A 13,637-nucleotide genomic window follows, 5' to 3' on the forward strand; every position below is an offset into this window, starting at 1 on the left:
TCCTTGCGCCCGCCGCCTTCAAGGCTTGGCGGTGGGTGCGTTCAGCGGCACGAGCGTGGGCGGCAGCGTGCCTTCGTTGTATTGAACGCGCACGGGAGCCAGGCGGGCAGAGTCGGGGACCGTCGAATTGCAAAGCTTGATCACTTCGTCGGTTACCTCCAGTTTGCCGTTTTCCTCGGGCATCTCGTTGCGCGCGGGTTGCAGCGACAGCGCGGGCAACAGCGCATGCGACAGCGCCAGCCAGCGGTACTGCGCAAGCTTGAGGTCATACAAGCCGTTGGTCAATGCGCGGCGCGACTCGAACAGTTCGTTTTCAGTGTCAAGCAAGTCCAGCAGCGAGCGCTGGCCAATCTGGAACTGTTGTCGATATGCGTCACGTACCTTGGTCGTGGCCACTTCGTGGTCGCGCAGGAACGGCAGCTTCTGGCTCAGGCTGGTGATGTTGTTCCAGGCCACGGCCAGGTCCTGCTGCACGTTGCGGCAGGTGTAGTCGCGGATGTCGCGCGCGGCGTACGACTGCGCGGCGGTTTGACGCACGCGGGCCGAATCCGCGCCGCCGCGGTACAGGTTGTAGCTCATCACAACTTGCACGCTGGAGCTTTGGATGTCGCGCGTTTCCGGCGTGGGGTCGTTCTGGTCACGGCCCGAGGACGCCACGAATTCAAACTTGGGCGAGAAAGCGCCCTTGGACGAGGCCACGCCGGCTTGCGCGGCTTGCAACCCGGCTTGCTTGGACAGGAAGCTGGGGTTGCGGCGCAGCGACTCGTTGAAGTCGCCCGGCTTGACGGGCAGCTTGGCGGCGATGTCGGGCGGCGGCTGCATGGCTTCGGGCGGGAAAGCGCCGGTCACGCGCTGAAAGCGCTGCTGCACGTCCAGCAGGTTGGCGGTTTCGGTCATCAGGTTGGTCTGGGCCAGCGACAGGCGGCCGCCTGCCTGTTCCAGGTCAACGCGGCGGCCCACGCCGGATTCGGTGCGTTCGCCGATCTGCTTCAGCGTTTCTTCGTGCAGCGAATAGTTCTGGCGGGCCAACAGTTCCATGTCGCGGTAGCGTTGCAGGTCGATATACGCCTGCACGGCGGCGAACGCGGTGCTGTCGCTGGTAGCCAATACGTCATAGAAGCGCGCCAGCTTGTCAAAGCCCGCCTGTTTGACGTCGTTGCTGGTGCGGAAGCCGTCAAAAATCAACTGGCGCAGCTCAACGTTGTAGCCCGGGCGGCTCCAGCGTTGCGATCCCACGTCCGGCACGTTGCTGCGATATTCGCGGCCTACATAGCCCTGCGCATTGATTTGCGGGAAGAAGGCGGCGCGTGCAACCGACTGACCTTCCAGCGACGCCTGGAAGTCGTGATACTTGGCCTGGATTTCCGGGTTGCTCAACAGCGTCTGCTCAACAACCTGATTCAGCGTCACCGTGGATACGGTGGCGGCCGGCGCGCCTTGAGCGGCGGGCGGGGTGGGCTGGGCAAAAGCGGCGGGAACAAAAGCCAAGGCGAGAAGCGAAGTCGTGCGTTTGATCAAAAACGAAGCCATAGTGATTATTCGCGTGTCGGAGTGGGATTGAATGGCGGCCATATTGTATGTAAATGTCATATTTCCCTAGTCAAGATTTGTTAAGTCTTGCAGAAGGCAAAATGACTCGCCACAACGTTTCTTCGCGCAACATCACCTAATTTGACTGAATTTGCACGAACTTCACAGGCCGTGAAAAGGTGCCAACTTTATTAATACGGTTTATTTCGTATTATTTCGAAAGTGACGTGTCTGTAGTGAAACAGGATTATATCGGTTTGATAATTCTGTATCTGATTTCTCTTATCGAATTTGTAATTTGTGATTAATTTTCCACAGTGCTCCGAGTGCTATTTACCGAGATTGCGGGGACAGATTCCGTAACCAACATGGTAGTGGTGGTACTAGTATGTATGGTGTGGTTGTACTAGGTTCAGAGCCTGGGCATAATTCCCGCATGCCGCAGTGGCCGGCACGGAAGCGATTTGCTGATCAACCGTGCGAGGCTCAAGCCGGACTGTCTATTTGCAGAGCGCATCCATGGCCCAAACCCTTTACGACAAACTCTGGGACGCCCACATCGTCCACCAGGAATCAGACGGCACCTGTCTGCTCTATATCGATCGCCATCTGGTGCACGAAGTCACCAGCCCGCAGGCCTTCGAAGGTCTGGCGATTGCCGGCCGCAAGCCCTGGCGCACCGGCGCCAACCTGGCGGTGGCCGACCACAACGTGCCGACGCTGAACCGCGCACAGGGCATTGACGACCCGATCTCGCGGCTGCAAGTGGACACGCTGGACGCCAACTGCGAGAAATACGGCATTACCGAATTCCGCATGAACGACTTGCGCCAAGGCATCGTGCACGTGATTGGCCCCGAGCAGGGCGCCACGTTGCCGGGCATGACCGTGGTCTGTGGCGATTCGCACACCAGCACCCACGGCGCGCTGGGCGCACTGGCATTCGGTATCGGCACGTCCGAGGTCGAGCACGTGCTGGCCACGCAGACGCTGCTGATGAAGAAAGCCAAGAGCATGCTCATCAAGGTCGACGGCGACTTGCCTTTTGGCTGTACGGCCAAAGACGTGGTGCTGCACATCATCGGCATCATCGGCACGGCCGGTGGCACGGGTCACGCCATTGAATTCGCGGGCAGCACCATCCGCGCCCTGTCCGTGGAAGGCCGCATGACCGTGTGCAACATGGCGATTGAAGCCGGCGCGCGCTCGGGCATGGTGGCGGTCGACGACAAGACCGTTGAATATTTCCGTGGCCGCCCCTTCGCGCCCACGGGCGTGGTGTGGGACCAGGCCGTCAAGTACTGGCGCACGCTGCACACCGACGAAGGCGCCAAGTTCGACACGGTGGTGGAAGTGAACGCGCGCGACATCAAGCCGCAGGTCACCTGGGGCACGTCGCCCGAAATGGTGTTGCCGGTGGATTCCCGCGTGCCGGACCCCGACCGCGAAAAAGACGATGTGCGCCGCAGCGGCATGGAACGCGCGTTGCAATACATGGGCTTGAAGCCCAACACGCCCCTGACCGACATCCGCGTGGACCGCGTGTTCATTGGCTCGTGCACGAACTCACGCATCGAAGACCTGCGCGCGGCTGCCGCCGTGGCGCGCGGCAAGCGCGTGGCTTCCAATGTGCGTCAAGCCATGGTTGTGCCGGGCTCTGGCCTAGTCAAGCAACAAGCCGAACGCGAAGGGCTGGACAAGATTTTCATCGAAGCCGGTTTCGAATGGCGCGAACCGGGCTGTTCGATGTGCCTGGCCATGAACGCCGATCGCCTTGAACCGGGTGAACGTTGCGCGTCGACGTCGAACCGTAATTTCGAAGGCCGGCAAGGTCAGGGTGGCCGCACGCATCTGGTCAGCCCCGCGATGGCCGCCGCCGCCGCCGTGGCCGGCCACTTCGTCGACGTCCGCACGTTCCGTTAAGCGATCACGCACCGAGTACCGACATCATGCAAGCATTTACCACTCACGAAGGCCTGGTGGCTCCGCTCGACCGTGAAAACGTCGACACGGACCTCATCATTCCCAAGCAGTTCCTCAAGTCGATCCAGCGCACCGGTTTCGGCCCCAACCTGTTCGACGAGCTTCGCTATCTGGATCACGGCGAACCTGGCATGGACAACAGCAAGCGTCCTCTGAACCCGGATTTCGTGCTGAACCAGCCCCGCTACCAAGGCGCCTCGATTCTGTTGGCGCGCAAGAACTTCGGCTGCGGCTCCAGTCGCGAGCACGCGCCCTGGGCGCTGACGCAGTACGGCTTTCGCGCGATCATCGCGCCGTCGTATGCCGACATCTTTTTCAACAACAGCTTCAAGAACGGCCTGCTGCCGATCGTGCTGTCTGAATTGGAAGTGGCCCGCCTGTTCGACGAAGTCAAGGCGTTCCCGAATTACAAGCTGCAAATCGACCTGGACCGCCAGGTCGTGATCGCCGCGGACGGCCGCGCGATGGGCTTCGATATCGAACCGTTCCGCAAATACTGCCTGCTGAACGGCTTTGACGATATCGGCCTGACGCTGCGCCATTCCGACAAGATCCGCGCCTTTGAGGCCGAACGCCTGGCCCGCCACCCCTGGCTGGAAAGCCGTCCCATCGCCTGAACCCATTCTGATCACAGGATCGCTTTCAAATGACCCACAACATTGCAGTCTTGCCGGGTGACGGCATCGGACCGGAAATCGTCGAACAGGCCGTACGCGTGCTTCAAGCGCTGGACGTGCCGTTCGACATCAAGCAGGCGCCCGTTGGTGGCGCCGCGTTCGACCAGTTCGAACACCCGCTGCCCCCGGCCACGCTCAAGCTGGCCAAGGAATCCGACGCCGTGCTGTTCGGCGCCGTTGGCGACTGGAAGTACGACAGCCTGCCGCGCGAGTTCCGTCCGGAACAAGCCATTCTGGGCCTGCGCAAGGCGCTGGGCCTGTTCGCCAACCTGCGTCCGGCCATCCTGTACCCCGAGCTGGCCAGCGCATCGTCGCTCAAGCCCGAGATCGTGTCCGGCCTGGACATCCTGATCATTCGTGAACTGACGGGCGACATCTATTTCGGCACGCCGCGCGGCGTCCGTTCGTCACCCGACGGCTCGTTTGCGGGCGAGCGCGAAGGCTACGACACCATGCGCTACGCCGAATCCGAAGTGCGCCGCATCGCGCGCATCGGCTTCGAGTCGGCGCAAAAGCGCAACAAGAAGCTGTGCAGCGTGGACAAGGCCAACGTGCTTGAAACCTCGCAGTTCTGGCGCGATATCGTCATTGAAGTGGCGCGCGAATATCCGGACGTAGAGTTGTCGCACATGTACGTCGACAACGCCGCGATGCAGTTGGTGCGCAACCCGCGCCAGTTCGACGTGATCGTTACGGGCAACCTGTTCGGCGACATCCTGTCGGACGAAGCGGCGATGCTGACGGGTTCGATCGGCATGTTGCCGTCCGCCTCTTTGAACGCCGGCGGCCAGGGCCTGTACGAACCCAGCCACGGTTCGGCCCCGGACATCGCGGGCAAGGGCATCGCCAACCCGTTGGCAACCATCTTGTCCGCCGCCATGTTGCTGCGCTATTCGCTGAACCTTGCACCGCAAGCCGACCGCATCGAAGCCGCCGTGCGCCGCGTGCTGGCCGACGGCCTGCGTACCGCCGACATCTTTGAAGCGGGCACCACGAAGGTCACCACGGCCGCCATGGGCGACGCCGTGCTCAAAGCCTTGGCCTGATCGCCGGGCAAGGGGCGCGCCCTTGCGGCGCCGCCCCATCTTGGAAGGGGCCGCTGCAGGTAGCGGCCCTTTTTTCGCCCGTGTTGTGACGGCGCCGCGAAAGCCATTGGGCGGTCTTCCGGCCCCAATTTTTTCTAGCTGCGCCGCAACATACGCGCGTGCATTCTGATAAATTGTTGAATTGCACGACTTTTTCTACCCGGACCTTGTCTCCACCTTTATAGAGCGATTGAAATGAATCAAGCAGTAGGCCTTGTCGGCTGGCGCGGAATGGTCGGCTCGGTGCTCATGCAACGCATGCGCGACGAGAACGACTTCGCACTGATCGAACCGGTGTTCTTTTCCACCAGCAATGCTGGCGGCGCCGCGCCCACGTGGGCCGAAGGCGCGGGCCCGTTGCAAAATGCCTACGACATTGATGCTCTGAAAAAACTGCCGATTATTCTGACGGCTCAAGGCGGCGACTACACGTCCGAGGTTTATCCCAAGCTGCGCGGCGCGGGCTGGAACGGCATCTGGATTGATGCGGCCAGCACCTTGCGCATGGCAGAAGACGCCATCATCGTCCTGGACCCGGTCAACCGCCCGGTCATCGACGCGGCGCTCAAGCGCGGCGTGCGCAACTTCATCGGCGGCAACTGCACGGTCAGCTGCATGCTGATGGGCCTGGCCGGCCTGTTCAACAACGACCTGGTGGAATGGATGACGTCCATGACCTACCAGGCGGCGTCCGGCGGCGGCGCGCAGCACATGCGCGAACTGCTGACCCAATTCGGCGAGATCAACCAGGCCGTCAAGCCCTTGCTGGACGATCCGGCGTCGGCCATTCTGGCTATCGATCGTGGCGTGCTGGCCAAGCAGAAAGATGCGTCGCTGCCGCACGAACACTTTGGCGTTCCGCTGGGCGGCAACCTGATTCCCTGGATCGACAAGGATCTGGGCGACGGCATGTCCAAGGAAGAATGGAAGGCCGAAGTCGAGACCAACAAGATCCTGGGCCGCGGCGCCGCCTTCGGCACGCCCGCCACCCCGATCGACGGTCTGTGCGTGCGCATCGGCGCCATGCGCTGCCATAGCCAGGCCCTGACCATCAAGCTCAAGCGCGATGTGCCGCTGGACGAGATCGAAGCACTGATCGCGCAAGGCACGCAATGGGCCAAGGTGGTTCCCAACACCAAGGAAGCGACGGTTTCGGCGCTGACCCCGGTTGCCGTGACCGGCACGCTGGACATCCCGGTTGGCCGCCTGCGCAAGCTGTCGATGGGCTCGCAATACCTGGGCGCCTTCACGGTGGGCGACCAACTGCTGTGGGGCGCTGCCGAACCGCTGCGCCGCATGCTGCGCATCGCGCTGGCCGAAGCCTGACGCGCAGGTGTGGACGGTCGATAAAAGTGGTTTGATCGGCCGTGTAGACAAGCAAGGGCACCTTCGGGTGCCCTTGACGTTTGGACAATCGTAAAAGGGAAGCGGCGGATGTGCCCGAGAGCCAACGCCGAAGCGCCTTTCAGGTTTGTGAAACCGGCATCATCCATTACACTTTTCCCGTGAATTGAGGCCTGTTTCGCTAATATGTGGCGCGACCCGGCCAGCCCGTAATTCGACTACAAGAACGGAATTCCAGCTTATGACCCAGCGTTCGCGCCATGTGAAGCATGCCCGCCGTTTGAAAACCCTTCAATGGGCGATCGCGTTGGCGATTGGGTCGAGCATGTGCAGTTCGGCGCTGGCCATGCGGGTCGGGCATTCCCGCGTGGTGTCGGCACCGGGCGCGCCGTTGCAGGCGGTGGTTGGTTTGCAGGAATTGACGCCGGATGAGGTGTCGTCGTTGAAGGTGTCGGTGGCGGATGAAGCCGCCTGGCAGCGCGCCGGCCTGAAGCCGCCGGTGCCGTTGGCCAGCATGGTGGTCCGCATTGAAGACGGCATCGACGCCACGCGCAAGAACCTACGCGTGCGCGGCACGCAGCCGCCGGCCAGCGGCGCGGTCGACCTGCTCTTGGACATCACTTCAAGTTCCGGCCAGCGCCAGGTGCAGGTCAGCGTATTGGTGCCTCTGCGCGGCACCGGCGCGGACGTGACGCCGGCCTCGGTGGGCGGCACGGCGCGCGCGGGGGGCAGTACCGCGACGGTCAATGTGAAGCAGGGCGACAATCTCTTTGCCATTGCGCAGCGCAACGCGGTGCCCAACGCCTCGGTGTATCAGATGCTGGTGGCGTTGTGGCGCGCGAATCCAGACGCCTTTATTCAGAACAACATGAACCTGGTGCGCGCCGGGCAAAAGCTGAAGATTCCGGATGCGGCCACGGTTCGTGCGATTGATCCGGCCGAAGCGCGCCGCATCTTTAACGAACATGCCGAAGCGTTTGCCAAGTACCGCGCCAGGGTCGGCGCGGCGGCAGGCGCCAATCCGTCGGTGGTGAAGGGGCAGGACGCGGCATCCGGCTCCGTGGCGCAACCTGGTGATACGGGCGTGGCAACGCCCGCTCCAACCCAGGACCGTGTGCGCTTGTCGACCGGGCTGGCGGCAGGAGGCGCGGTCGCGCAGGCGGATGCGCAAGCCGACGCGAAGACATCGAACGAGCGCGCACTGAAAGACGTTGAAGGCCGCGTGAATCAGCTGCAAAGCAATGTGGACGAGTTGAACAAGGCCGTGGCGCAGCAGGGCGGTTCGGGAACCTCGGGCGCGGGCGGCACCGGCGCGGCGGGCGGTGCGGGAGCCTCCGCAAGCGCAGGGGGCACGGGCGTGACGGGCGCTTCCGGTGCGACGGGCGGTTCCGGTGCGACGGGCGGTTCCGGTGCGGCAGGCGGTTCCGGTGCGACGGGCGGTTCCGGTGCGGCAGGCGGTTCGGGTGCAGCCGGTACTCCGGGCGCAACTGGTGCTCCGGGCACGGCGGGCGCTCCCGGCGCGACGGGCAGTTCCGGCGCGGCCGGTACCCCAGGTGTAACGGGCGCTTCTGGCGCGGCTGGTACCCCAGGTGCAGCGGGCGCTTCCGGCGCGGCCGGTTCCCCGGGTGCAACGGGCGCTTCCGGCGCGGCTGGTACCCCAGGTGCAGCGGGCGCTTCCGGCGCGGCCAGTACCCCGGGTGCAACGGGCGCTTCTGGCGCGGCGGGTACCCCAGGTGCAGCGGGCGCTTCTGGCGCAGCTGGTACCCCAGGTACGGCGGGCAGTTCCGGCGCAGCCGGTACTCCGGGTGCAGCGGGCACTCCCGGCGCCCCAGGTACTCCCGGCGCAGCGGGCACCCCAGGCGGTGCGGGTTCGACGAATAATACCGGCGCGGCCGGTGCGGCTGGCGTGACCGGTACGTCCGGTAGCCCGGCCGCGTCTGGCGTTGCGGGCGCCACGGCGCCCGCGGGCGCGGCGGGTCCGGCCGGCACACCGGGCGGGGCCGGTAGCGCCGCAACCCCAGGGGTAGCGGGCGCAACCGGCGCCGCAGGCTCTCCAGGCGCCGCCGGCTCTCCAGGCGCCACCGGCTCACCCGGCGCGCCGGGTGTCGCCGGCGCTCCCGGTGCATCCTCCTCGGACAGCGCCCGTGCGGGCACGCCGCCCGACAATGCCAAGGACCTCTCCAGCAGCATGCCCAGCTGGCTGGCGGACAATCTGCTCGTCATCGTTACCGCCTTGTTGGCGTTGATCGCCTTCGCGATCGCCTGGCTGCTGCGTCGCGCCGGCGCGCGTCGCGACGACGATGACGAGGATACCTACGCCTTTAACGAGCCGGTGCTGGACACGGCAGCGCTGAACCGCAAGCTCGATACGATCAATCTCGACCTGGACGAACCGCCCACGGACGAACCGCGCCGAGTCAGCGGTCCACGGGTTTGAACGATGTCTAGAGTTGCATTGGGGCTGGCGTATGACGGCTCCGCTTGGCAGGGTTGGCAGACGCAGCCGCACCGGCAAACGGTGCAGGACACACTGGAGTCTGCCTTGGCAAAATTCTCCGGCGTGCAGGGCGTAGTGCCCACGATATGCGCGGGCCGCACCGATACCGGGGTGCACGGCGCGATGCAGGTGGTACACCTGGACACCGAGTTGGACCGGCGCATGGAGTCCTGGGTACGCGGTGTGAATGCGTTTCTGCCGTCCAGCGTGTCGGTGCAATGGGCGCAACAAGTGTCCGACGAATTTCATGCGCGTTTTTCCGCGCGCGCCCGCACCTATGTGTACCTGCTGTGGCGCGGCCGGGTGCGGCCGGCTCTGTGGGCCGGGCGGGCCGGTTGGTGCTTTCAACCGCTGGATGTGCAAGCCATGCGTGCCGCCGCGCAGGCCCTGGTTGGCGAACACGATTTTTCAAGCTTCCGTTCTTCGCAATGTCAGGCCAAGCATCCGGTGCGCCACATGCACCGGCTGGAAATCGCGGAACGCGGGCCGTTCCTGGTTTTCACCTTGAAGGCGAACGCGTTTTTGCATCACATGGTTCGCAACATCATGGGCGCGCTGCTGCAAGTGGGGCAGGGCAGGGAATCGGTGGACTGGATGGCGCAACTGCTGTCCTGGCGTGACCGTACGCGCGGAGCGCCCACCTTCGCGCCCGACGGCCTGTACTTGGCGGCCATTGATTACCCCGCCGAGTTCGGCTTGGAAGAGCTGGATGGCGGCTCGACGTTGTTGTCGCCGTTTACGCAGTCTTATTAGGAATTACCAGGAAGCCGCCGTCGCCATCGCGCCTTCCATGCGCTTAAAGGAACCATTGCCATGCAACGCCGCGCGTTTTTGAAACAAGCCGCCCTCGGCGCGGCAGGCAGCGCCGCGTTGGCCGCGCCGGCCATCGCACAACAGGCGACGGCCATCGAACAACAGGAGCCAGTCCTCGCACAGCAGACGCCGGCCGTCGCACAACAGACACCACCCGTCGCACAACAGACGCCGCCCAGCACAGAGCAGGCGCCCACGGTCGCATGGCGGCTTGCGTCCAGCTTTCCAAGCGAATCGCCCACCTTGTTCGCTGGCGCGGAAGATGTGGCGCGGTATGTGTCCGAAGTGACCGACGGCCGTTTCACGATACAGATTTTCCCGGCAGGCGATCTGGTCCAGCCTGGCCAAGTGCTTGAAGCCGTGCAGCATCGTGTCGTGGACTGCGGGCACACCGCATCGACGCGCTACTTCGATACAGACCCTGCGCTGAGTTTCGACGCCGGCGTTCCGTTCGGGCTGAACACCCGGCAGATGAACGCCTGGATGCTTCAGGGCGAAGGCTTGGCGCTGACGCGTGTGCTGTTCGACAAGTACAACATCGTGAACTTCCCTTGTGGCTACACCGGTGCGCAGATGGGCGGGTGGTTCCGGGGCGAGGTCAAGACCGTGGACGACTTGCGCGGCTTGAAGATCAAGGCCAGCGGATTTGCCCGGCACGTGCTGGCGCGGTTGGGCGCCACGCCTGTCGATGTGCCGGTGGCCGACACGTACGCCGCATTGGAGCAGGGCGTCGTGGACGCAGTGGCCTGGGTTGGTCCTTACGACGATGAAAGCCTTGCGCTGTATAAGGTGGCGCGCAATTATTACTTCCCGGGTTGGTGGGCCGGCACCTTGCAGTTGTCGCTGTACGTGAACCAGGACGCCTACGACGAACTGCCCAAGCCGTATCAGTCGGCCCTGGCGTTGGCGTGCCGCATGGCAACCGCCAACATGATTGCGAAGTACGACGCGGGCAATCCGGACGCGTTGCGTCGTCTGGTCTCGCGCGGCGCGCAGCTCAAGGCGTTTCCCAAACCGGTGCTGCAAGCCTGCTATGACGCCTCGTTGGCGGCTTATAAAGAGCTGGGCGCCAAGGATCCGATGTTCAAAAAGCTGTACGACAGCATGGTCGCTTTCCGAGATAAGGAAGTGCCCTGGTTCCGCGTCGCCGAGGGCGGCTTTGACTCGATGATCGCCACACTGGGCCAGCCGGCCGGCTGATCGCCGCCCAGACCTTGCGCGATATACTGATACACCGATTTTTCATCGGGCCACTGATCGTTAATGCCATGCGTACACGCATCAAAATCTGCGGATTGACCCGCGAACAGGACATTGAAGCCGCCGTTTCGGCCGGCGTCGATGCCATCGGCTTTGTCTTCTACCCCAAAAGCAAGCGTTGCCTGACACCGACGCGCGCGGCGCAATTGCGCCGTGCGGTGCCCGCATTTGTGGACGTCGTTGCGCTGTTCGTGAACCCGGCGCCTTCCGACGTACAGGCCGTGCTGGACGAAGTGCATCCTGAGCTGCTGCAATTTCACGGTGACGAATCCCCGCAGGATTGCGCCCGCTACGGCCAACGCTTCCTGCGCGCATTCCGCGCGGGGGCACCGGGTTTGGAAACCGCTGAAAACCTGGCGTCGTACTGTCGCGCATTCGGCGAAGCGGCGGGGTGGTTGTTCGACAGCTACAGCTCGGGATACGGTGGCAGCGGTCACGGCTTTGACTACGCGTTGCTGGACCACGTGCGCGCTGATCCCGTGTCGCGTCCCCTGATTTTGTCGGGTGGTTTGAACGGCGACAACATCGGCCAGGCGATCGAGCAAGTCAGGCCCTGGGCCGTCGATGTGAGCAGCGGCGTCGAGCTTGAGCAAGGAATAAAAAGTTCTGATAGAATCTCGTTCTTCGTTGATGCGGCACACGCCGCAGACGCGAAAATGAAGGGAAAAAAGTAGTGCTGTAGTTGCGTTGGTGTGCAGTTGCTTGCCAGTAAAAATTGGCGGTAGCTGCCGGTAGCCGAAGCGGTTTGGAAGCGGTCATAAAGCGGTTTTGATGCATGACATGCTTAATAAATCGAACTGAACGAATCGGGTACTGAAAGCCATTCGAATTGGTATTCAGTTGGGCAAGCGGAAGCAAATTGCCAAGGCAATAGCCCCAACCAAACCACGCAATGAATACTGCAAAAAATCATTAAAGACGATTTGCACGGTTCAAAAAAGCACTATATAATTCTTCTTCTTTGCAGGCGGTTAGCTCAGTTGGTTAGAGCGCCACGTTGACATCGTGGAGGTCGTTGGTTCGAACCCAATACCGCCTACCAGAATACTTGCAAGAGGTGCCACGCACCGACATGAAAGCCGCATAAGTCTATGACTTTGCGGCTTTTTTGCATTCTGCCCGCCAACTGTCGCCAAGGGGTGCCAGCAGATTTAAGGGTATGAATGAGGGTAGGGCTTAATCGGATAAGGGTAGGCCCCCAATTCCTCATTTCCCGGCGTCGGCCGCGCAGCTATCAAGATAGTCCGACCACCACTGCATCAGTTGCCGGCGCTCATCCAAATACTCCGCGTGGTTATAAGCGCGGCGGACCATATTGCGTTCCTTGTGCGCGAGCTGGCGTTCGATCACTTCCGCGCGCGCACCGCTTCGCTCGTTCATGATGGTCGACGCCAGGCCGCGAAAGCCATGGCCCGTCTGCTCGCCCTCAAAGCCCAGGATCTTGAGCGCCTTGTTTATGGTCTCGGCGCTCATGGGCGTGTTGGCCGGATCCCGAAGCCCTGGAAACAGCAGCCGATAACGCCCCGTGTATTGGCCCAACTCTGTCAGCAGCGCCAGCACCTGACGCGAAAGCGGAATGACGTGGTCAGCGCCTGTTTCTTTGGCAATCAACGTCCCTTTCATTCGGCCGGCCGGAATCCGCCACAGCGCGTCCTCGGTGTGAAACTCGGTCCAAGCGGCCCAGCGCAGTTCGTTGGTGCGCGGGAAGGTGTGCATCATGATCTGCATGGCGATGCGCGTCTCGGGCCGGCCGTGATAATTCCTGACTCGGGTGATCAGCTTGCCCAGGCTCGCCTCATTGACATGCGGGAAGTGCTTTACTGGCGCGCGCGGATCGAGGAAGCGCTTTAGCCCTTGGGTCGGATCAGCCGGCGCGCGGCCGGTGCCCACCGCGTACTGGAAGACCATGCTCGTGGCGCTGATGAATCGGTCCGCCATATCGGGCGCTCCACGGGCCTCAATGCGCTTGGCAGCATCCAAGACCATCTTGCCGGGGATCTCGTCCACCGAGTGTGTGCCGAAATAGGGATAGGCGTCGTTCTTGAGAGTGTTCGAGATCCGCGCGTGATATCCGTCACTCCATGCCGGGCGCCGAAGCTTGAGTAATTCCGCCGCTACCGCCTGGAACTGGCGGTCGGCCGCCGCCTTCTGCGCCTGCGATTCTTCCTGCCGCTGGGCGACCGGGTCTTCACCTTGAGCGAGCAACTGATCGACGCGCGCGCGCTCGGCCCGGGCGCGAGCCAGCGGCACCGCAGGGTAATCGCCGAACGTGAGCATGCTCTCCTTGCCCGTCGCCGGGTTGCGGTAGCGCATACGCCACTTCTTGGCGCCAGAACGGAGTAGTTCCAGGAACAGGCCGCCGCCGTCGAACAGCTTGTTGCCGCCGGCGGGATTGAATTTGGCCAGCCTGCACTTGGGGTCGGTCAGCGGTACAACTTGACGTGCCAT

At 63.0% G+C, this 13,637-nt stretch carries 10 protein-coding genes and 1 tRNA gene; 9 read left to right on the plus strand and 2 right to left on the minus strand.

Going from position 1 to position 13,637, the window contains the following annotated elements; all coding sequences use genetic code 11:
• Window positions 1-18 precede the first annotated feature (18 nt).
• A complete protein-coding gene (locus AC6LJY_RS21600) occupies window positions 19-1,530 on the minus strand; it encodes a TolC family outer membrane protein (RefSeq protein ID WP_046807557.1) in 1,512 nt (503 codons plus the stop codon).
• Between the two features lie 519 nt (window positions 1,531-2,049).
• On the opposite strand from AC6LJY_RS21600, the gene leuC reads away from it, so the two are divergent.
• The 9 genes from leuC (at window position 2,050) to AC6LJY_RS21645 (ending at window position 12,231) form a co-directional block, all read left to right on the plus strand.
• Complete coding sequence (gene leuC / locus AC6LJY_RS21605) at window positions 2,050-3,453, plus strand: 3-isopropylmalate dehydratase large subunit (protein WP_046807556.1); 1,404 nt, start codon at window positions 2,050-2,052, stop codon at window positions 3,451-3,453.
• A 26-nt stretch (window positions 3,454-3,479) separates the two neighbouring features.
• Window positions 3,480-4,130, plus strand: a complete 651-nt coding sequence (leuD, locus tag AC6LJY_RS21610; protein ID WP_006218698.1) for a 3-isopropylmalate dehydratase small subunit — start codon at window positions 3,480-3,482, stop codon at window positions 4,128-4,130.
• Between the two features lie 29 nt (window positions 4,131-4,159).
• A complete protein-coding gene (gene leuB / locus AC6LJY_RS21615; RefSeq protein ID WP_046807555.1) occupies window positions 4,160-5,236 on the plus strand; it encodes a 3-isopropylmalate dehydrogenase in 1,077 nt (358 codons plus the stop codon).
• A 234-nt stretch (window positions 5,237-5,470) separates the two neighbouring features.
• Window positions 5,471-6,601, plus strand: a complete 1,131-nt coding sequence (asd, locus tag AC6LJY_RS21620; protein ID WP_046807554.1) for an aspartate-semialdehyde dehydrogenase — start codon at window positions 5,471-5,473, stop codon at window positions 6,599-6,601.
• Window positions 6,602-6,860: 259 nt separating this feature from the next.
• On the plus strand, window positions 6,861-9,056 hold the full coding sequence (locus AC6LJY_RS21625; RefSeq protein WP_498136704.1) for a type IV pilus assembly protein FimV: 2,196 nt from the start codon (window positions 6,861-6,863) through the stop codon (window positions 9,054-9,056).
• A gap of 3 nt (window positions 9,057-9,059) precedes the next feature.
• Window positions 9,060-9,869, plus strand: coding sequence for a tRNA pseudouridine(38-40) synthase TruA (truA, locus tag AC6LJY_RS21630; protein WP_498136705.1), 810 nt, complete (start codon window positions 9,060-9,062; stop codon window positions 9,867-9,869).
• 60 nt (window positions 9,870-9,929) lie between these two features.
• Window positions 9,930-11,129, plus strand: a complete 1,200-nt coding sequence (locus AC6LJY_RS21635; protein ID WP_498136706.1) for a TRAP transporter substrate-binding protein — start codon at window positions 9,930-9,932, stop codon at window positions 11,127-11,129.
• A gap of 68 nt (window positions 11,130-11,197) precedes the next feature.
• A complete protein-coding gene (locus AC6LJY_RS21640; RefSeq protein ID WP_498136707.1) occupies window positions 11,198-11,863 on the plus strand; it encodes a phosphoribosylanthranilate isomerase in 666 nt (221 codons plus the stop codon).
• Between the two features lie 291 nt (window positions 11,864-12,154).
• Window positions 12,155-12,231, plus strand: a tRNA-Val gene (locus tag AC6LJY_RS21645).
• Between the two features lie 164 nt (window positions 12,232-12,395).
• Here the strand turns inward: AC6LJY_RS21645 and AC6LJY_RS21650 are convergent.
• Window positions 12,396-13,637 carry a tyrosine-type recombinase/integrase gene (locus AC6LJY_RS21650; protein ID WP_498136708.1) on the minus strand — a complete coding sequence of 414 codons (1,242 nt, stop codon included), beginning with the start codon at window positions 13,635-13,637 and terminating at the stop codon, window positions 12,396-12,398.

The organism is Achromobacter sp. RT286_PF (assembly GCF_059760425.1).